This is a genomic window from Nannocystis punicea, assembly GCF_026965555.1.
In the GTDB taxonomy this organism is placed as follows: Bacteria; Myxococcota_A; Polyangia; order Nannocystales; family Nannocystaceae; genus Nannocystis; species Nannocystis punicea.
Genome location: NZ_CP114040.1, coordinates 1,994,235 through 2,014,920, shown reverse-complemented (window position 1 = coordinate 2,014,920; position 20,686 = coordinate 1,994,235). Strand labels below are relative to the sequence as shown.

General features: G+C 72.2%; 15 protein-coding genes. 10 read left to right on the top strand and 5 right to left on the bottom strand.

All coding sequences use genetic code 11. From position 1 onward, the window contains the following. Positions 1-400 precede the first annotated feature (400 nt). From O0S08_RS07850 to O0S08_RS07830, 5 genes are all read left to right on the top strand, one after another. Entirely contained in the window at positions 401-1,678 is a 1,278-nt protein-coding gene (locus O0S08_RS07850) for a hypothetical protein (protein ID WP_269038405.1), read from the top strand. A 105-nt stretch (positions 1,679-1,783) separates the two neighbouring features. Continuing rightward, complete coding sequence (locus O0S08_RS07845; RefSeq protein ID WP_269038404.1) at positions 1,784-3,040, top strand: hypothetical protein; 1,257 nt, start codon at positions 1,784-1,786, stop codon at positions 3,038-3,040. A gap of 469 nt (positions 3,041-3,509) precedes the next feature. Beyond that, positions 3,510-4,109, top strand: coding sequence for a DUF4142 domain-containing protein (locus tag O0S08_RS07840; RefSeq protein WP_269038403.1), 600 nt, complete (start codon positions 3,510-3,512; stop codon positions 4,107-4,109). Positions 4,110-4,333: 224 nt separating this feature from the next. After that, positions 4,334-5,569, top strand: a complete 1,236-nt coding sequence (locus tag O0S08_RS07835; protein WP_269038402.1) for a sigma-70 family RNA polymerase sigma factor — start codon at positions 4,334-4,336, stop codon at positions 5,567-5,569. Between the two features lie 710 nt (positions 5,570-6,279). Further along, entirely contained in the window at positions 6,280-7,482 is a 1,203-nt protein-coding gene (locus O0S08_RS07830; protein ID WP_269038401.1) for a pectin acetylesterase-family hydrolase, read from the top strand. A gap of 24 nt (positions 7,483-7,506) precedes the next feature. Here the strand turns inward: O0S08_RS07830 and O0S08_RS07825 are convergent, their stop codons facing one another. Continuing rightward, positions 7,507-8,676 (bottom strand): hypothetical protein, encoded by a 1,170-nt coding sequence (locus tag O0S08_RS07825; protein ID WP_269038400.1) that lies wholly within the window; start codon positions 8,674-8,676, stop codon positions 7,507-7,509. Between the two features lie 408 nt (positions 8,677-9,084). Beyond that, positions 9,085-10,071, bottom strand: a complete 987-nt coding sequence (locus O0S08_RS07820) for an AraC family transcriptional regulator (protein WP_269038399.1) — start codon at positions 10,069-10,071, stop codon at positions 9,085-9,087. Positions 10,072-10,204: 133 nt separating this feature from the next. Between O0S08_RS07820 and O0S08_RS07815 the strand changes: the two genes are divergently transcribed. Beyond that, positions 10,205-11,230, top strand: a complete 1,026-nt coding sequence (locus tag O0S08_RS07815; RefSeq protein WP_269038398.1) for a Rieske 2Fe-2S domain-containing protein — start codon at positions 10,205-10,207, stop codon at positions 11,228-11,230. 3 nt (positions 11,231-11,233) lie between these two features. Next, positions 11,234-11,530, top strand: coding sequence for a hypothetical protein (locus O0S08_RS07810; protein WP_269038397.1), 297 nt, complete (start codon positions 11,234-11,236; stop codon positions 11,528-11,530). 470 nt (positions 11,531-12,000) lie between these two features. On the opposite strand, the gene O0S08_RS07805 is transcribed toward O0S08_RS07810, so the two are convergent. Further along, positions 12,001-12,696 carry a DUF1264 domain-containing protein gene (locus tag O0S08_RS07805; protein WP_269038396.1) on the bottom strand — a complete coding sequence of 232 codons (696 nt, stop codon included), beginning with the start codon at positions 12,694-12,696 and terminating at the stop codon, positions 12,001-12,003. Between the two features lie 193 nt (positions 12,697-12,889). On the opposite strand from O0S08_RS07805, the gene O0S08_RS07800 reads away from it, so the two are divergent. Next, positions 12,890-15,229, top strand: a complete 2,340-nt coding sequence (locus tag O0S08_RS07800; protein ID WP_269038395.1) for a serine/threonine-protein kinase — start codon at positions 12,890-12,892, stop codon at positions 15,227-15,229. Between the two features lie 575 nt (positions 15,230-15,804). Here O0S08_RS07800 and O0S08_RS07795 read toward each other — a convergent pair. Both O0S08_RS07795 and O0S08_RS07790 read right to left on the bottom strand, forming a co-directional pair. Continuing rightward, on the bottom strand, positions 15,805-16,257 hold the full coding sequence (locus O0S08_RS07795) for a hypothetical protein (RefSeq protein ID WP_269038394.1): 453 nt from the start codon (positions 16,255-16,257) through the stop codon (positions 15,805-15,807). 246 nt (positions 16,258-16,503) lie between these two features. Next, positions 16,504-17,301 carry an SMI1/KNR4 family protein gene (locus O0S08_RS07790; RefSeq protein ID WP_269038393.1) on the bottom strand — a complete coding sequence of 266 codons (798 nt, stop codon included), beginning with the start codon at positions 17,299-17,301 and terminating at the stop codon, positions 16,504-16,506. A 140-nt stretch (positions 17,302-17,441) separates the two neighbouring features. On the opposite strand from O0S08_RS07790, the gene O0S08_RS07785 reads away from it, so the two are divergent. Together O0S08_RS07785 and O0S08_RS07780 are read left to right on the top strand one after the other, a co-directional pair. Then, complete coding sequence (locus tag O0S08_RS07785) at positions 17,442-17,663, top strand: hypothetical protein (protein WP_269038392.1); 222 nt, start codon at positions 17,442-17,444, stop codon at positions 17,661-17,663. Beyond that, positions 17,660-20,479: a M16 family metallopeptidase gene (locus O0S08_RS07780; RefSeq protein WP_269038391.1), complete on the top strand. Its 2,820-nt coding sequence runs from the start codon at positions 17,660-17,662 to the stop codon at positions 20,477-20,479. The genes O0S08_RS07785 and O0S08_RS07780 overlap by 4 nt, the downstream gene beginning before the upstream one ends. Positions 20,480-20,686: the final 207 nt, after the last annotated feature.

The following is a 20,686-nucleotide window of genomic DNA, read 5'->3' as shown; positions in this document are numbered from 1 at the left end:
TCGTCGCATTCCGCATGGCGACGTTGTGACCGTCGAAACGCGCGCCGGCAAGCACTCGGCGAACAATTGCCTCGATCGTCGACGTGCGCTTTGGGCCCAACCCGCGTTCACTACCACCAAGCATGATTGGGCATTCGCCGGTCCTCTGACCCAATGAACATATCCCTGGATCGCCCCGCGAGCGCTGCTACCATTGTGAAGTGCTCTCGACCTCCTCCACCTCGCCCGTTCAGCGGTCGAGAAAAGCGACCCTCACTCCGACCGTCGCCATCGCTCGACTCGGCTCCGCGGCCGCGCCCACTTCCGCCCCTCCGCTCCCGCCGCCCGCCCACCACCTTCTTTCGCCCGCCATGACGGAACTCGCCCCGGCAGGGGACCACTCCCCCCGGAGGTAGTCCCCATGTCTCGTCCCATCCGCGTCTCCGCCCTGACCGCCCTCGTCCTCGCCGGTTGTATCCCTTCCATCGTCATCGGCGACGCGCCCCAGGACACCGACGACGCCACCACCGGGCTCACCACATCGGCGCCCGATACGAGCGCCGGCAATCCTCCCACCACGGGCGATGTCCCGACCACCACCGTCTCGACGGAATCATGCGGAGACGGTCAGCAGGGCCCCGGCGAGGCCTGCGACGACGGCAACGACGAGCCCAACGACGGCTGTGACAACGCCTGCGGGCGCAGCGGCCGGGTCGAGTGGACCCTCGAGCCCGACGACGCCGAGGCCGTCAGCGACATCGCAGTCAGCGAGCAGGGCCAGATCGTCCTCAGCGGCTCGTCCTTCGACCAGGCCTTCCTGCTCGCCCTCTCGCCCGAAGGCGTCGAGCAGTGGCGGCAGCCGGTCGACAACCCCGGCAGGCTCTACGTCCACGCCGACGGGCGGATCGTCCTCGGCACCGGCTTCGGCACGATCCACTGCTTCTCGCCCGACGGGCTGAAGCTGTGGACCTTCGAGCAGCCCGCTCACGCCCGCGTGTTCGGGCTCGCGGCCGCCGGCGACGTCCTCTTCGCCGCCGACGACGGGACCTTCGACGACGAGCCCAGCCAGCGGATCGTCGTCCGCAAGCACCGTCTCGACACCGGCGCCGCGCTGTGGGAGGTCGACGCCGGGGTGCACAGCGTCGGCGAGGATCTCGCCGTCGTCGGCGATCGTGCGGTCGTCATCGGCCGCGCGCTCGTCCTCGACACCGCCGATCCTCAGGCCATGCTGGGCGTCGTCGACGGCGAAGGCCACTGGGTCTCGACCGAGCTCGCCGGCCACAACGCCCAGCTGACGGCCCAGGCCGCCTCGATCGGCGCCGGCGACCTCGTGCTCTCCGGCTTCGGCTCCGACCCCGATCTCCTGCTTCAACGCCGCGGGCCCGACCTCGGCCAGCTCTGGAGCGTCGGCGGCATCGGCACCTTCACCACCCTCTACGTCGCCGCCGACGCCGGCCAGCGGATCGTCGTCACCGGCTACGACGCGGCCGACAATATCAGCAGCGTGGTCCGCCTCTACGACGGCGACGGCGGCCTGCAGTGGGCCTCCGTGTTCGCCAGCCCGAGCCCCGAGCTCGGCGATCAGGCCGTCACCGCCGCCTTCGGCCCCGATTTCCTGGTCGTCGCCGGCCACGTCCTCGACGAGGTCGACGACGCCACCCACGGGCGCCTGTGGATCCGCCGCTTCACCCTCGATTGACGCGCCTCGACCTTCAAGAGCGGGTGATGTTCAAGACAGGCCTCTCGCTGCCGCGCGTGACGGAAACGGTCCCGGCCGGGGACCACTCGCTTTGGAGGTAGTCCATTGCTTCGCTCCCCACGCCGATCCGCGCTCCCCGTCCTCGTCCTCACCGCCTGCACTCCCTCGATCATCGTCGGCGACACGCCCCAGGACACCGACGACGCCACCACCTCGTCGCCGGCCACCAGCGATTCACCGGAGTCCACCGGCGATCTGCCGACCACCACCGCCGGCCCCGGGGCATGTGGTGACGGCCAGCAGGACCCCGGCGAGGCGTGCGACGACGGCAACGACGAGCCCAACGACGGCTGCGACGACGCGTGCGGACGCAGCGGCCAGGTCGAGTGGACCGTCGAGCCGGAGGACGTCGAGACGGTCTACGACCTCGCGGTGGGCAGCCTGGGCCAGATCGTCCTCAACGTCCGGGCCGGCGACCAGGACTTCTTGCTCGGGCTCTCGCCGGACGGCGTGGAGCAGTGGCGCGAGCCGGTCGAGGACATGGGAGAGGTCCATCTCCACCCGGACGGGCGGATCTTCTTCGGCTCTCGCGCGGGCGTGCTCCACTGTTATTCGCAGGACGTCACCGAGCTGTGGACCTTCGAGCTGGCGCCGACCGATAAGTTCTTCGGAATCGTGACCGCGGACGACGCCCTCTATTCCGGCGCCAACGGGCATTTCGACGCGCTACCCAACATGCGGGCCGTCGCCCGCAAGCACCGCCTCGACACCGGCGCACCGCTGTGGGAGGCGCAGGTCCCCCACGATGGGCTGAACCTGGGCGAGGAGCTCGTCCTCTTCGGCGATCGACTGGTGGTCGTCGGCCGCGCCGAGGCCGAGTCCGAGGATCGCTCGCTGCTGGCCGTCGTCGACAGGACGGGCGCGTGGCTCTCGACCGAGCAGGGCGGCGTCCCTGCCTCGGAAGCCCGGGCCGCCTCGATCGGCGCCGACGACCTCCTGCTCGCCAGGTTCGGCGCCGACGCCGGAGGCTTGCAACGGCGCGGGCCCGACCTCGGCCAGCTCTGGAGCGTCGTCGACACCGGCCCCGTCACCATCACCAACGTCGCCGTCGGCACCGACGAGCGGATCGTCCTCACCGGCTTCGACGAGACCGACAATCACAGCAGCGTCGTCCGGCTCTACGACGGCAGCGGCGTCCTGCAATGGACCTCCGTGTTCGCCAGCCCGAACCCCGACCTCCACGACCTCGCCTACGCCGCCGCCTTCGGCCCCGATTTCCTGGTCGTCGCCGGCCACGTCGTCGATGGCTTCGTGGAGGAGACCCACGGTCGCATGTGGGTCCGCCGCTTCCTCCTCGACTGAAGGCACCGGATCCCGCGATCGCCGACTGTTATTAATACTTGCGCCAGGCCGAAGTCGCGGCCTCAGCCGTTCTGGGGCCGCGCCCGGGCCCTGGCGGGGCGTACACGGTCCTGCTGACGGGCTGAGCCGTGGGCACCGAGCAATGTTCTCCACTCATCACGAGCGCCACGGGGCGCTCGGTGCGAGAAAAAAACGTCGTTCTGCAGCAAGGCACCTTTACGCCGTGTTTCGCGGTCTGTGCGCAGTCTCATCATTTTGCGCAGAACACGCGCCAACTCGGACAGCTGTCCAGCAGAAAAATGCGTGCGGATTCGCTCAGGCCTGACGCCCCCAAGTTGCCCCAGAAGCCATTCAAACGCTGTTTTCCCTCTGCTCTCCAAAACTCCTCGACATTCCGGGGGGTGTGCGACTTCGACCGTCTGACGATTTTTTCGTTGCCGGCCTTGCGGGCCTGGATCAGCCAAGGTGCATGCAGCCCCGCAACAAGACTCTCTACATGCTCACCTTCGTGTTCGCCGCGGCCTGCTCTCGCACGTCTCCGGACACCAGTGCGCCGGAGCCGGTCGTGGAACCTTCGCCGGCCGCGACGGCGCCGTCCGAGCGAAACACCGCCGACGACGAGATCTTCGGCGTCCTCGACGTGATCAACGACGAAGCCGTCGCCCACGGCGAGTACATGAAGAAGTGGGCCAAGACGCAGAAGGTCAAGGAGTTCGCGGCCATGATGATCAACGACCACGAGTTCGTGCGCGAGCGCGAAAAGATGGTCCGCGACGCCCTCGACCTCCGCGCCACCAGCAGCCGGCTCGCCAGCGACATCGAGCAGGATTCGCGGCAGAAGCTCGACACCATGGGCAAGATCGACAAGGGCGATCAGCTCGACAAGGCCTACATCGACATTCAGATCGACGTGCACGCCACCTGGCTGTCCGCGCTCGACAACAAGCTCATCCCCTTCGCGCAGACCGACGAGCTGCGCGACGAGCTCGAAGAGGTGCGCAAGATCGTCGAGAGCCACTACAACCTCGCCCTCGACATGCGCACCAACCTCAAGACGGCCGACAAGTGAGGCCGGGCGATCCTTGACTTGAGCTTATCGACCTCGACCTTCGCCTGGATTCATTGCACTTGCCCGATCGCCTGGGCCCGCCGTTCGGCGCCCGGAGCCGGGCAGGATCCGCAGACCCGCTACCACCGACCTCTCGCCTGACCCTACGAGCCGCGGACGGACACTCCTTACGGTCCCCGGCCCCCTCACGCGGATCCTGCTCCGGCACTGAAAAGGAGACCACCATGCTGCGCGACACCACCGACCCCTCCAGCGCCCCGGCCCACGAGTCCGCACACCGACCCCTGACCGCCTATTTCCGCGACCTCTCCGACGTCCACGTCATGAGCAAGGACGAGGAGACCGCCGCGGCCCTCAAGATCGCCGAGCTGCGCAAGGGCCTGTGGGTCGCGATCTTGAACTATCCCCCGTTCGTCGCCCCGATCTGCGCCCTCGTGCGCCAGCGCCTCACCGCCGAGGTGTGCCCGGACGCCGCCATCGACGGGCTCGAGCGGACCTCGCGGATCCTCCGCGACCGCGACCTGCGCTGCCATCATGACGCCTTCCACGCCGCGCGCAACGACGTCGCCACGGCGATGCTGTCCGCCGACGTCGACAGCGAGCTGGCCGACGCGATCCTCGCCGACCTCAACAGCCTCGAGGGCGATCGCAAGGCCGACATCTCGCTCGCGGTCAACCCGCCGCGCCGCGGCAGCGTCCCGTTCGCCCGCTACGCCGCCGACGTGCGCAAGCAACACGCCGCGCTGATGGCCGCCAAGAACGCGTTCGTGCGCGCCAACCTGCGCCTCGTCGTCGCCCTCGCGCGCCGCTTCCACCGCGGCAGCGTGCCGCTGCAGGACCTCATCCAGGAGGGCAACCTCGGCCTGATGAAGGCCGTCGACCGCTTCGACCCCGCCCGCGGCTGCCGCTTCTCGACCTACGGCTCGTGGTGGATCCGCCACGCCATCAGCCGCTCGATCGCCGACAAGGCCCGCAGCGTCCGCCTGCCGGTCCACATGATCGACGCGTGCAACAAGGTCACCAAGGCCCGCCGCGAGTTCGAGGCCCGCGAGGGCCGCGAGCCCACCGACCAGGAGCTCTCGGCCGTCAGCGGCGTCAGCGTCGAGCGGATCGCCCGCATGGGTTGGTCGCTGATCGAGGCCCCGCTGAGCCTCGCCCTGCCCGCCTCGCGCGACGGCGAGGCCAGCCTCGTCGACACCGTCTCCGACCCCGACTACGTCGCCCCGTCGGACGTGCTCGACCGCGAGCTGCTCCACTCGCAGCTGCAAGAAGTCTTCGCCCAGCTCTCCCCGCTCGAGGCCGACATCCTGCGCAAGCGCGTCGGCCTCGACGGCGAGGAAGAGATGACGCTCAAGGAGATCGGCGCCGGCTACTCGCTGTCGCGTGAGCGAATCCGTCAGCTCCAGGAGGGCGCGCTCGCCAAGCTGCGCGCCGAGTTCTCGCGCCGTCACTTGATGTGACACGGCGGTCGGCGGCGCGGCGCGGACCCCGAGGTCTCCCGCTCGCCCGCGACGCAAGGTCGATCCTCGCACCACACGGGCCGAGCTCCAGGTGCTCGCCCGCGGAACGATCTCCCGCTCGCGTCGCCGACCGATCTTCCCCACCCCAACCACGCGCTCCGACCGGGGGCCAGCAGCCCGCGCCCGGTCGGAGCGCGTGTTCGTACATGTCTCCAAGGACATGTGAACGACCTCGGTCGAACTCGTCCCGCGGCGCAGCCGCCCGATGTGCGACGAACGGCGTGCGCTCGTGCCTGTCCTCGTAGACATGCGAACGACCCTCGCGCCCGCGCCGGCGAGTCCGTGACGCGGCCTCCCTGTCTCTGGAGACATGCGCCCGCCGTCGACTCCGCGCGCGCCACGGCGCGCCGCCCCGACATGTCCTTCGGGCCCTATTAAACCTCACGGCGCTCGCTCCCTGTCCTTCGAGACATCCGCGCGCCCGTCGCGCCCGCACCCGCACACCCGCGACGCTCGCCGCGCCCGCACCCCCGGCGCCGCGGCGAGCGGGCGAGCGCGCCTTCGGACATGTCCCAAAAAACATCCCATGATTCGCCTGTGGCGATCTGCCACTGTCGCGAATCTCCACACCTTCGGTTCTCCCCGGAATCGGCGCTGGGAGCCCCTCGCAGGCGCACCGGCGCCGCGTCGAGTACGGTCGAGGCATGCCCATGATTCGAGCCCATATCGCGTCGTTCGCCGCCCTCGTCGCCTTGACCGCGCCCGGCTGCGGCGACGACGGCGGAGACCCGCAGTCCTCCGAGACCGACGCGAGCAGCAGCGGCGACGCGACCACCGACGCGAGCAGCAGCGGCGCCGCGACCACCGACGCGGGCGACACGGCGCCGACCACGACGAGCACCCCCGAGCCCACCGACGGCGACCCGACCGGTGACGCGATCGAGGCGCCGGCCGAGACCTGGACGTGGGTCCCGTTCGCCGACGCTCATTGTGCCAACGGCGAGACCACCGGCATCGCCGTCAACCTCACCACCCGCAGCGATCGCGTGGTCGTCTACCTCGAGGGCGGCGGCGCCTGCTGGGACGAGGCCACCTGCTACACCATGAACGCCAGCGTCCACGTCGCCGACGGCTACGGCGAGGCCGAGTTCGCCGCCGACTTCGACCCGCACCTGCCCAAGGTCGCGACCGCGCAGATCTTCGACCGCGACGACCCGAACAACCCGTTCCGCGACATGAGCTTCGTCTACGTCCCGTACTGCACCGGCGACATGCACGGCGGCGACAACGTCGTCACCTACGGCGAGCACACCACGATGCACGTCGGCGGCGCCAACCTGGTCGCCTACCTCGCGCGGATCGTCCCGACCTTCGCCGACGCGGGCCGCGCCTACCTCGTCGGCGCCAGCGCCGGCGGCTACGGCTCGACCTTCAACTGGTGGCGCGTGCAGCAGGCCTTCGGCGACGTGCGCGTCGACCTCGTCGACGACTCCGGGCCCCCGCTCGATCCGCCGTACCTCGCCGAGGAGCTGTCGGACATCTGGCGCGCCCAGTGGAACCTCGCGTCCTCGCTGCCGCCCGACTGCCCCGAATGCCTCGAGACCTTCGGCGCGATCTACGACTATTACGGCGAGCACCACACGACCCAGCGCTGGGCCCTGCTCTCCTACACCCGCGACTGGATCGTGCCGATCTACTTCGGCTTCACGCTCGAGCAGTTCCCGCAGGCGATCGCGGAGATCGTGCAAGACCACGTCGCCCCCTACGCGAACGCCCGCTACTTCCTGCTCGACGCCGTCGGCCACGTGCTGCTGACCGCCCCGCTGCCGGTCGTCAGCGCCGGCGTCGATCTGCAGGCGTGGCTGGCCCAGATGGTCGCCGACGACCCGGCGTGGGCCAGCGTCCAGCCGTGAATCATCGCACCACGCGCGAGCGACTCACTGCAGGGCGAACGCGGCGATGTTCGCCTTGAAGCCTGCGACCAGCGAGCTACCGGCGGCGGCGAGCACCACGTCGTCGGTGCTGTAGATGAGGCTCGGTCCTTTCATCGTCAGCGGCGTGCGCCACTGCGGCCGGCCCTCGAGGTCGAGCGCGTACACTGCAGGCGGGTCGTCCTCCTCGATGCCCGTGCTGAAGCCGTAGAGCCGCTCGCCGATCCGCAGCACGTTGCCGCCGCCGCCGGTGACGGTCGACCACGCCGGCTTGCCGTCGCGGACGGCCCGCGTCTCGCCGTCGATGTGCACCACCACCCCGCCGCCGTCCAGCAGCGCCAGCGCGTCGCTGTGCGCGTCCTCCTGATACGACCGCCAGCGCTGGCAGCCGGGCGGCGGCGCGGCGCACTCGCTGCATTCGTCGGTCTCGCGCGCGTACAGTCGATTCGGGTACGGCCAGCCCGAGGGCGCGAGGACCTCGCTGCCGCAGGCCTCGACCGCCAGCAGCACCACGTCGTCGTCGATCACCAACGCGAGCCCCTCCGGCCCGAGCACCGCCTCCCCGATCGATTGGTGCCCCCGCACCGCCACCAGAGTGCGCCACTCGGCGTCGAACACCCGCACCGCCGGCCACTCGCGCAAGATCCGCCGACCACCTGGCCCGAAGGACAGGCGAGCGTCGCTGTCGAGCGTCTCCTCGGGCAGCCGCCCGGCCGCGCGCAGGCAGCGGTTCTTGTCGCAGCGCCCGGGCTTCAGGTCGAACCACCGCGCCACGGTGTCGCCGACCAGCACGCCCTCCGGCGTGGGCGCGAGGATCGCCGCGTGGATCCAGTCGGAGAACTCGTCCTCCTCGCCGTCAGGCGGCAGGACGGCCGCGCCCAGCTCGCTCCCGTCGGCCACGGCGAGCATCACCAGGCGATCGTGACGCGCCGGCGGATCGCGCCGCGCCACCACCACGGTCTCGCCGCTCACCGCCAGCACGTTCCGCAATTCCTGGCCGAAGCGCCAGGCGATCGCCCCGGCCCGCGCGGCCACCAATTCACCGTCGATGAGCGCCAGCACCGTGCCGTCTTGCGCCACCGTCAAGCGCGACGGCTCGTCGGGCAACGTCAGCGTCCACTGCGGCTGCGGCCCCGCGGGCCACGTCACCGCCGCCGGGGCCGCAGGCAGCTGCACCGGCGCAGAGCTCGGGCGCGCAGCGGCCGGCCCCGCATCGCCGGTCGGCGCCCCCTTTCCGCACCCGGGGCCGGCGCCGATCATCAACAGGACGGAGAGAGTTGCCGAACCGACGAGCGCGCGGACGACCATGCGCACCGACTAACAAAATTCACGCCGCCGCGCCACCCCGGGCGGGCCACCAGGCGGATGTTTCAAGGAACATGCCCTGAAGGACATAACACTGTCCCGGCCTGCCTCGCCCGTCGTAAAGGTCAGCCTCACGTCTGCATCGCCCGCTCGCGACCTGGGACGTGGAGGCTCGCCGAGCTCGCCGTCCGTGGCCCGTCCGCGACGGGCTGGTCGACCTCGCCGATCGAGGCTGCATCCGTTCGCGGACTGCGGGCCAACCTGCCCCGAGGGACAGCCTCACCCCCGCACGCGGGCGCGGTAGGCCTCGGGCGTCTCGCCGGTCCAGCGGCGGAACGCCCGGAAGAACGCGCTCGGGGCCGAGAAGCCGAGCAGATACGACACCTCGGAGAGCGCCTGCGGGCCCGCCAGCAGCTCCGCGGCTCGCTCGCGCCGGACCGCGTCGACCAGCCCGGCCAGCGTCTCGCCCTCGGCCTGCAGCTTCCGCTGCAGGGTGCGCGGCGCCAGCCCGAGCGTGTCGGCCAGCTCGACCAGCGTCGGCGCCCCGCGGTGCAGCCGCTGCGCCACCTGCAGCCGCACGCGCGCCCGCAGCGACCCGTCGGCGGGCAGGCGCGCCATCTGCCCGCGCACGAACCGGTCGAAGAACGCGTGCATCGCCGGGTCCGCGCCCGGCATGCGCAGCGTCAGCTCGGCCGCCGGCAGCACCAGCTCGTCGCACAGCGCCCCGAACTCGACCGGCCCGAGCGCCCGCCGCAGCTCGGGGTCGTCGGTCGGCCCGCGCCGCAGCCTCACCGCCCGCACCTCGAGGTCGCGGCCGAGCCAGCGCGGCCCGTTGACCACGAAGTCGAGGAAGGTGATCTCGGCCATCCACGCGTGCGCGCGCCGGGGCGGCCCGAACGGCGTGTAGCGCAGCGCCACGCAGTCGTCGCCGACGCGCACCGCCTCGAAGCGCTCGCCCTCGGTGTACAGCGCCTGGAACGCGACGAAGCGGTCCAGCGCCGCGCCGAGGTCGGGGCAGGTCTGGAGCAGGAAGCCGAGCGCGTCGAGGTCGCCGGCGTCGAAGGCGAGGACGAAGCGCAGGCTGGCCGCGTCGCCGAGCCGCTCGCACACCGCCTCGATCAGCGCGTACACCCCGAGCAGCGGCACGCGTGCCTCGGGATCGGCGAGCGCCGCCGCGCTCAGGCCGGAGCGCGCCAGCAGCTGCTCGCGCGACAGCCCGAGCCCCGCCGCGAACTCGAACAGCCGCGCCGGCAGGTGCGAGTTCATGCTCGGCTCGGTCGCCGGATGGCGCGCTGGGTCAGTCGATCTGGCGCGAGGCATGAATGCGACCTGCGGCCCGTCGCGCCACCCTGAGCGGGCCGGGCCACGCACAGGATAACCGGCCCGCGAGGAGCCGACGATGCGACACGAACCCCTCCACCAGATCCGCCGCGACGCCGCCGAGTACGTCGAGGACGCGTGGTACGCGATCGCCCGCGCCCGCGCGGTCCCGCGGCGCCGACCGCTCGCGCTGCGCCGGTTCGGCCGCGCGCTCGCGCTGTTCCGCGGCGCCGACGGCAAGATCGCCGCGGTCGACGCCACCTGCCCGCACCGCGGCGCCGACCTGACCGCCGGCCGCGTCGTCGACGGCGCCCTGCAGTGCCCCTACCACGGCTTCCGCTTCGCCCCCGACGGCCGCTGCCTCGCCGTCCCGTGCGAGGGCCCGCGCTTCCGGATCGCCGACGAGCTCGCCGCCCGCACCTACCCCGTCCGCGAGGCCCACGGCCTGGTGTGGCTGTGGTGGGGCGCCCCGCGCGACGCCTACCCCGAGCCGTTCTGGCCGCCCGGCATGCCCTCCGACGAGGCCTGGCGCGTCGCCGGCGGCGAGCTCGAGTGGGACGTCGCCCTCCCGCTCGCGGTCGAGAGCAACCTCGACATTCACCACACCCCCTTCGCCCACCGCCGCGTCACGCCCGGCCTCGGCCACCGCCTCGACCCGTACGAGGCGCGCCTCGACGGCGACGTCGTGGTCAGCAGCGGCACCCTCCGGCGCGACGACGATCGCCCGTGGGACGGCCGCGGCGGCTTCAGCATCACCTTGAACTGCAGCTTCCCCGCGCTGATCTTCGGCGAGTTCCGCGGCGGCCGACTGCTGGTGGCGATGGCCCCGATCGACGAGACCCGCACCGCCCTGGTGTTCCGCTACGCGCTCGACATCCCGGTGATCGGCGGTCTGCTCGCGCGCCTGGCCGTGTGGACCGAGCAGCGCCTGGTCCAGCCCGACGACCTGGCCCAGCAGCGCGCCGCCGCCCGCTCCGGCCTGCCGCTGCACGCCTGCCGCTTCGTCCCCTCGGACCGCGCGATCGTGCTGTGGTACAGCCTCTACCGCCGCAGGCTCGCCGCCCAGCGCGCGGCCCGGACCGGGCCGGCGGCCGCGGCCGAGTGACGATTGATCATAGGACTCTTTGGACATGCTCTTTGTTCGCCACGCTCGCGCGCGCCGACATCGTCCCGCCGGGGCCAGACGAGTGCGGCCGCCGAGGCGCGGGCGATCGCCGCCGAGATCACCGCCTGCGACGAGCTCGGGTGCGCCGACCCGCCGTACGCCTTCGCGGCCGAGGTGCTGGCCGTCGCCCCGGACCTACGGGTCGGCCTCGTGCACGCGCGCCTGCGCGACGGGCCCGCGACCGACGGCCTCGACTTGATGCTCCGCCGCTACCGCGCGCGCTGCGAAGAAGCGCAGTGACCTCGTGGCATCGAAGGTTCCCCAGCGACGGCCTCGACTCGACGCTCCGCCGCTGCCGCGCGCTGCGAAGAAGCGCAGTGACCTCGAAGCATCGAGGTTCACCCGCGAGGCGCAGCGCAACGCCACTCTCTCGGCGACGCGTCCCGTCGAATACCTGCGGCGCATGGCCGGGGCGCTCGTGCGGTGGCCCGCCACCGCGACCTACGGGGCTGCGTCCCTCCTGCGACGGAGACTGCGGGCGGTGACGGTCCCAGGAGCGCGGGCGACACGTCGAGTTGCCGGGATCGATCGCTCACTTGTCCTTGAGCACATGCTCCGAAGAGCATGCCTCAAAGAGCATGCTCCGAAGAGCATGCTCCGAAGAACATCCACGAGTTCTCGCCACGCGGCGCTCGAGGTGCAGCCTGGCGCGGACGTGACGTCGCACCGGCACCTCTGCGTCGCATTGCCCCCGCCCCCTCCGCGCCCGTTCACTCCTCGCGGCTGGTCCGGCCCCACCGCGAGCGCATCTCGGTGCGGGTCGCCGGCTCGAGCTTGCCCGGCGAGATCGACCACATCAGCGTCGGCTCGCCGTACGGCAGCGGGTCGCGCTCCGAGTTCCAGGTGCGCCAGCCCTTGCCGTAGGTCGAGCGCAGCTCGCCCATCAGGGCCGTGTGGGCCGCGTCGGTCAGCCCGGGCGCCACCACCACCCCGCTGTCGATCTCCCCCACGTGCGCGTGCCAGTACTGGCGCTCGACGGCCGGCAGCGTCGCGTACAGCGACGCCGAGATCACGTACTCCACCCCCGTCAGGTGCGCGCCCGCGTCGGAGCCGTCGAACAGCACGCACTGGCTGAAGTCGGCGTTCTGCTGGGCGCAGAAGAACAGCGCCCGGCCGGGCCGGCCGTCGCCCGGCGCCCCGGCGGCCTCGCGTTTGGCGCGGGTGTAACCGTCGAGGACCAGCAGCAGCTGATCGACCGGCTCGCGCTCTTGCGGCCCGAGGGTGCCGGCCTCGAGCGCGCGCACCGTCGCCGAGCGGGACGCCTCGTCGCGGCGCGCCGGTCCCTCGCTGGCGGCGCCCTCGCTGGCCACCGCGGTGCCCGGCGGCGCGGTGCGGCTGCTGCAGTCCAGCAGCCCGAGCAGCGCGCACGGCGGCAGCCAGGCTCTGGCGCGGACTGCCCCTCGCATGTCGTGGGCATGACCTCGGGACCTGCGGCGCGCCAGCGAGCCGGGCCACGGCGAGCCGGGCGCCGGCGCTTTCGGACATGTCCTTCGGGACACTTGCCGCGATTGCGCCAGGCCGCGCCGTCGGCGTCCGCGCCTCCGCGGCGGGTGCGGCCGCGAGCGCGCCTGCGCGGTCGGCTTCGGCTATTCTCCGCCCATGCCCGAACCCGGCGACGCCCTGGACGACGCCCCGCGCGCGCCGCAGAGCCCCGCCGTGCTCGAGGTCCGGCGGATCAAGGCCGCGGCGCACGCGAAGCTGTTCGGCAAGGACACCGGCGGCCCGCCGCAGAAGATCGCGCGCTACGCCGTCCTGCAGTCGCTGGGAGTCGGCGGCATGGGCGAGGTCTACCTCGCCTACGACGACAAGCTCGACCGCAAGGTCGCCATCAAGCTGGTCCGGCTCGACCGCGACAGCGGCCTCGAGCGGGCCTCCTCGCGGCTCATCCGCGAGGCCCAGGCGCTCGCGCAGCTGTCGCACCCGAACGTCGTCCAGGTCTACGAGACCGGCAACTTCGAGGGCCGGGTGTTCATCGCCATGGAGTTCGTCCGCGGCGTGCACATGCGGCGCTGGCTCGAGACCGCCGCGCGGACCTGGCGGCAGGTGCTCGACGCCTACCTGCAGGCCGGCCAGGGCCTGGCCGCCGCCCACGCGGTCGGCCTGGTCCACCGCGACTTCAAGCCGGAGAACGTGCTGGTCGGCGACGACGGGCGGGTCCGCGTGGTCGACTTCGGCCTCGTCCGCAACGCCCCCGACCCCGACGCCCCGGCCGACGTCGGCGAGAACGTGTCCGCCGAGGACCTCGAGCGCAGCTCGCGGCTGACCCAGAGCGGCGCGCTCATGGGCACGCCCTCGTACATGTCCCCGGAGCAGTTCCAGGGCCTCAAGGCGACCGACAAGAGCGACCAGTTCGCCTTCTGCGTCGCCCTCTACCGCGGCCTCTACGGCTGGCACCCGTTCGCCTCCGAGACCCGGGCCGAGCTCAAGCGGCGCGTCATGGGCGGCCTCATCGCCCCGCCGCCGCGCGACGCCAAGGTCCCCGGGGGCATCTACACCGTGCTCGTCCGCGGCCTGCACGCCGACCCCGAGCAGCGCTACTCGTCGATGGAGACGCTGCTGGCCGCCCTGGTCGCCCCGCCGCGGCGGCGCCGGGTCGGCGTCGTCATGGCCGCCGGCCTCGCCGGCCTCGCCGCCGTCGCCGTCGCCGCCGCCAGCCCGCGCCTCGACCACAGCTGCGAGTGGGCCCTCGCCGCCGAGCTGCCGGCGCCCGGGACCAGCCTGGCCGACGCCTTCGACGGCGCCGACGTCCCGTTCGCCGCCGCCACCGCCGCGCGCGCCGGCGCCCAGCTCGACCGCTACGCCGCCGACCTCGGCCGCGCCCGCGCCTCCGCCTGCTCGGGCCCGCTCGCCTCCGAGCCGCTGCGCGAGCGCCACCGCGCCTGCCTCGACCGCCGCACCCGCGACCTCGCCGTCGTCACGCGCGCCCTCGCGCGCCTGCGCCCCGAGCAGATCGGCGACGCCGAGCGCCTGGCCGAGTCGCTGCCCGACATCGCCCCCTGCTTCGACCCCGGCAACCTCGTCGGCCCCGGCCCCGCCCCGCCCGACCTCGCCGCCGCCCTCGACGAGGCGCGCGTGTCCGCCCTCGCCGGCCGCTACAACGACGCCACCCGCCAGGTCGACCGCGTCCTCAAGGAGGTCGGCGGCGACCCGCTGCGCGCCGAGGCGGCCGCCCTCCTCGGCCACGTCAACTGCGCGCGGGGGATCGCCCACCAGGGCCGCGATCAGCTGGCGACCGCGCTCCAGCTCGCCATCAGCCACCGCGACGACGACCTCGTCGCCGACGTCCAGCGCTACCTGGCCGAGTGCACCGGCGACGAGGCCCTCGCCCGCCTCGCCGGCGCCGCCGCCGAGCGCCTGCGCGACCCCAGGCGGCTCACCGAGGTCGCCCTGCTGCGCGCCGAGCTGCTGGCCGACCACGGCGACCCGACCAGCGCGCAGATGTTGCTGCGCGACACCCTCGCCCGCGCCGCCGACCGCCCGGCCACCGCCGCCCGCATCGAGATGCTGCGCGGCCGCATGCTCGCCCTCCAGGGCGGCAACCACGAGGCCCGCGCCCACCTCGACCAGGCCCTCGGCCTGCTCGCCGGCCTGCCGCGCCACCCTGCCGTCGCCGACGTGCTCGAGGAGCGGGCCCGCCTCCACCTCCGCCTCGGCGAAAAAGCCGACGCCCGCCTCCGCTTCGGCGAGGCCCTGGCGATCCGCACCGTCCTCCCCGGCCAGGAGGCCGCCCTCGCCCGCCTCCACATCGCCCTCGCCGACCTCGCCGCCGCCGCCGCCGAGCGCAGCCGGACCCACCGTCACTACGCCGAGGCCGTCGCGCTCGCCAACCGGATCCCCGACATCCTCCCCGACCACGACCTCGCCCGCGCCCAGCTCGGCCGCGACGCCGCCGCCGGCCGCCTCGACGTCGCCAAGCCCCCGCCGCCGCGAATGCAATGAGGCGGCGACGATCAGCCAATGTCCGTAAGGACATGTCCAGAACTATCATTCGACGATCACCCGAACTGTCTCCCGGGCCATCGGCAGGCGCGCGCCGGCCTCCGTGACCGTATCCGTCGTGACATGAACCCACCGAGGCGATACCTGGACCTCGGAGGTTCAAGCCGATGGATGAAGAGCCCGAGCGTGGTAATCGGAGCAGCGCGCTCTTCGCATTCACGAACAAGCGGCCCAGCCGCCGCGAGGTGACAAGCCTTGCTTCGACGCCTGCCTGGGCGCCATGCACGAGGTCGAGATCGTCGACGTGCAGATTTTGTCGGCTGAAAGACGCCCGCCGCCCCACGCTCGGGTCTCTCTTCATCCATCGGCTTGAACGAGGCAGCGACCACGAGAACGGGCTACTGGACTTCAGGTTCCAGGAATCGTCGTACTCACCTTCGAATGAGGGTCGAGTCACCAACGGAGAATGCGGGGCGCGCCGACGATCCGATCGTCGACGACGCTCCGGGGACAGGTGAGCTCGAACCAGCCGTCCTCGGGGAGCGACCGCGTGGATCGCCGCGCTGCGTCGCCGTCTACGGATCGCGGCCGGCGAGCTCCCAGGCCCACAGGAGCTCGTCCTCCTCGTCGCCCTCATCGACCCACCCGTTCAGCAGGCACCAGGGATCGCCGAGGTCGGAGAAGTCGACGCCGGCGTCGAGGGTGTACCCGACGCGGGCGTCCTCCTCGGGCACCTCGCCGGCGCGCGCCCAGTCCCGGCGTAGCACGAACGTGAACCGGCCGTGCTGGAATGCGAAGATCCGCGCGGTGACGGGGTGGATCATCAGGTGGTGGTACAGGAGGTCGAACTTCGCGTCCTCGGGGATCCGGCGGCCCCACTCCCAGAAGAACACGTTGGCGCCCTCGTCGTAGCCGTATCCGTTCGTCCCGCGCTGGAGCTGGACAGAGGGCTTCGCCTCCAGCCAGGCGAGGACGGCGGCGTTGTCGGGGTGGGCGAAAACGCGGTCGCGCAGGGCTTCGAAGTCCATCGACCTCATGGTATCGTCAGTCCCTCTTCGCCACCATCGGCTCGACACGTGACCACGTCGTCGATCCGCGCGCTCGCTACGAGCTCCTTGCGGCCTTCGCCATCGACGTCGCCAGTATGCGCTTCTTGAGCACGGCGGGAGCGTCTGCCACGGCTGTCCCATGGTCGAGGGCGAGTGAATGCCGGGCGTCAGCCGACGATCGGCGGCCCAGCCTGCGCGAGCATGTTGTCTTTGGCCCGCTCCAGCTCACCGACCCGTCCGGCGCGCTCTATCCCCCGGCATCGACCGCGGGGTCGATCGTGGCCAACTTGCGCGCAGCTGGTTCAGCAGCGCGGCCACATCCTCGCGCGCGTCCCCGGCGATAGCGACCGCCACCCAGTCCTGCCTGGCCCCGAGGCTCACCAGGACGCTCGTGCCCGCGAACCGGAGGCACGTGACGCCGGCGAGGTCGGGTGGAAGGGGGCTCCCGCCGATGCCACGGAGCTGCTCGACGACTTCAGCCTTGATCGACGGCAGGCTCGGCGCGTCTCCGAAGATCAACAGGCCGCCGCGCTCCGGCCGGGCGCTCAACTCGAAGAACGTCAAGGTCCGCTCGGCCAGCAGCTCTCCGAGGGTCTGGCGGATGTCGTGTCGAGCATCGGCCGAGTAGACGCCGTTGCTGCCCATCTCGACGAGGGCTGCATCCACTCCGTCGCCGCGGCTCAGGTCGAGGAAGAGCTCGAAGGGTGAGATGGCGCTCGGGTCGGGGTCAAAGCCGACGAGGAAGTACTGGTCTCGTGGATAGGGGGCGGGCTCCTCCTCCGCCATCCACGCCCACTGCTCCGCGAGAGGGTCGAGCCTGTGCTCGTACGGCCCGAGCGGGTTGAAGTCCCCGCTGCTCCGGCCCATCGTCCGCATCAGGTCGACGTAGACACGAGGGAGCGTGAGGCCGAACCGCGCCTCCCAGCGCGCGAGCTCGGCCCTCTCGACCCCCTCCGCCGACGCGAGGAAGCCGGGACGGCGAGCGCCGATGAGCGCGACCAGCGAAGGCCAGAGGTCCGTCATCGCCTCATCCTAGCAGAGGCGGCGCCGATCCCTTGCGGACGCGGTACCGCGCCGCGATCCCTCGAAATACGCGAACGCCACGGATCCGCGGGGGCGCACGCGAGGCCGGCGTCACCGGCTGGAGCCGACGAGTACGCGAGATGGCCGAGGACCGGCGTGCCTGCGGACGGGCCGCCCGCGCGGCCCGGGGTGTGCGCTCCATCGATCGGCGCGGCATACTCGACTCGAAGTCCACGCCGATGAAAACCTCGTCCCTCGAGTCTCTGCTCGCTGACATCCCGATGGTGCTCGGCGTCCTCGCGCTCTCGCGGACCGTGCACGCCATCGAGCCATGGCCGGCGGAGATCGAGGTGCTGCGTTGACCGAGCCTGTCGACCCGTCGGCGCTCGCCGCCTGCGCCGGCGCTGTGCTGTGCGCCGTCGCGTGGGTCGCGGTCTGCTGGCGCCGCACCGGCCGCTGGCTGTCCGCGCTGGCCACCGCGCTGTACGCCGCGCGAGGTGTACGACGGCCGTCGAAGTACGGGCATTGGCCGCGGAGGGCGAGGACGCAGCGGCGAAGGCTCGGCCCGTGGGTCGTCTCGCTGCCGGTGATCCTCGCAGGTTGCGGGAGCGCCCGGCTGCCGCGGACGGCTCAGGGACCCGAGGGCTCGTGGCGGACCTTCGCCAACGGCCTGCGCTTCTTCGTCGCGCCCGACTCATCCGGCGACGTGGTGCAGGTGCACATGCGCGTGCGCGCGGGGAGCCGCAACGAGACGCGGGCGCAGGGCGGGCTGGCGCACTTCAGCGAGCACCTGGCGTTCGCGCGGACGATGCCCGACGGGCGGACGATGTTGGCGGCGCTGGGGCAGGAGGCGCTGGATTACCAGGGGACGACCGACTACGACTCGGTGGACTTCAAGGCGACGACGGTGGCGGCCCACCTGCCGACCGTGCTGGGGCTGTTCGCGTCGGCGCTGGACGGGTCGTGCGAGGTGCGCCCCGAGGTGTTCACGCGCGAGCGCAACGTCGTGCTGAGCGAGATCGAGTACCTCATGCCCGGTACGGTGACGGCGTACGACGAATTGCAGGCCCTCGTCTATTCGCCGGACCACCCCTACGGGCACTTGCCCAGCGGGACGCCGGAGACGGTGTCGGCGCTGACGGCCGAGGACGCGTGTGATTTTTTGCGCGGTCGGTTCACGCCGGGCAACGCCTCGGTCGTGATCACCGGCCGAGTGAGCGAGGCGGACGCGCTCGCGGCCGCCGAGGCGACGCTGAAGCCGCTGGCGTCGCGCGCGGCGCTGCCGGAGGTCGTGGTACCGCCGGTGGCCGGCACGGGCGGGCGCAAGAAGCTGGCGGGGCTGCCCGGCGGGAGGGGCACGGCGCTGGTGTTCCACCTTCCGCCGGCCAGCAGCGAGGACGGACACCTCGCCGCGATCCTCGTCCAGGCGGTCGCGGAGACCGGCGGGGCGGCCGAGCAGCTCTCGAGCCTCGAGCTGCATTACATCGGCGGAAGCGCTGCGCCCGCGGCGGTCCTCGTCGCCAGGGGGTTGGTCGAAGAGGAAGTGCTGCAGGCAGCGGTCGCCGGCGTGCGCGAGGCTGTCGGCGAGAAGAAGACGGTCGAGTCACTGCGACCTCAGCTGCGGATCGAGGCGGCCACGCGGTACGAGCACCTCGACGCGCGAGCAGAGCGACTCGTCGAGGTCGCCGACGGGTCACGGCACGGAGCCCTGGCGACCGACCTGCGGGCGATCGACGGGCTCACGCCGGCCGCGCTGACGCGCCTGGCGGAGCAGGTGCTGGCGCTCGACCAGGTGGAGGTGCTCGAGCTCGAGCCGGGGCCGACGAGGGCCGGGACGGGGCTCGCCGCGGTGACCCGGCTGGCGGACGACGCCCGCCCCGCCACGGCCGAGCCGGACGTCGCGGCGAGGCTCTTGCGAGAGATCCCCGCGACCAGCCGCAGCAGCCGCTACACGCTGGCGAATGGGCTGACCGTGGTGCTCGCGCCGTCGTCGAGCCCGCTGGTCGACGTGCGCCTGGTGATCGCGGCCGGGGGCGCCGACGCTCCTCCCGAGCACCCGCTGCTGGCCGTGATGGCGGCGCAGATGCTGGAGCCGCCGAAGAAGAGCGCGCACGCCAGGGCGTACGCGAAAATGACGGCCCGCGGGGCCAAAACGGAGGTGCGCCTCACCCACGAGACGACCGTCTTCAAGGCGCGCGGGCTCGCGAACGAGACCCATCACCTGCTGCGCGGGCTGGCGGCGGAGGTGCTCGCAGGAGAGTACGATTTCGCCGCGCGCGCGGCAAAGGTCGAACTGCTTTACGACGACATGGTCGGGCGGCTGCGCGCCGAGCCGGTGCGGCGGGGGGTCGCGCGGCTTAGCCTCGATCGTTGCGAAGCCGATCCATTGCGCTACGAGGGCGACCTCGACGACATCAGCGACGCGGCGATCACTGCCTTCCGCGAGCAGCACTACCGCGCCGGGCGGACCACGCTGATCGTCGCCGGCGGGTTCGACGAGGCCGTCGCGCGGGCCCACGTGCAGGCGGCGTTCGGCGGCCGAGCCCCTTGGGGCGCCCCCGCGACGGCGCCGGCTCGCCCCGGTCGGCCGGACCCGGCGGTGAGGCCCGAGGTCGTACGAGTCTGGAAGAACCAGGCGCAAGTCACGGTGTTCCTCGGGCTGGTGGTGCCGAGCGAGCTGCGCCGCGACGAGGGGACCTTGTCGCTGGCGCGGCAGCTGATCGAAGACGCCATCCAGGCCGTGCGCGAGCGGCTCGGGATCTCGTACGGCTTTTCGGTCACGCGCGAGGAGCTGTGCGGCGCCGAGCTGCTCGTGATCGTCGGAGACATCGACGCGGCGCACGTCGAGCAAGGAGTCGCCGAGCTGCGCCAGGCGCTGGCGCGCCTGCGCACGCGCGAGGGGATCGTGGCCGGGCTGGCGGCGGCGCGGCGGCCGGTCGCGGCGCGCCTTCTGGCCGAGGCGTCCGACAGCAGCAAGATCGCCGACCGCCTCACCTACCTCGTCCGTCACGACCTGCCGCTCGACTACTACCGCAGCGAGGCGCGCGAGGTGGCCGAAGCCAGGGCCGACGCGGTGGCAGACTTGATGGCCCGCCTCCTCGCGCCCGATCGCCTGTTCAAGGTCTGCACCGGCCCGGAAGAGCGCACCGAGGCCTGCGAGGCGCTGAATTCGCCGTGACTGCCTTCGCGCGCTCGGCAGGCACACCGTCGCCCTCCCCGCGCCCCCGGCCGGCGATCGGCGTCTGTCCCCGGTTGCCCGCAGCCCCGCGATGAGCGGCCGCAGGCCTTCCTGCGACAAATGTCCTTTCGGACATTGACAGGACATGACCGGACGGCGCCGCACCACGGGCACGAGGTACGACGTGGCGCCGGTCGACGGGCGTGA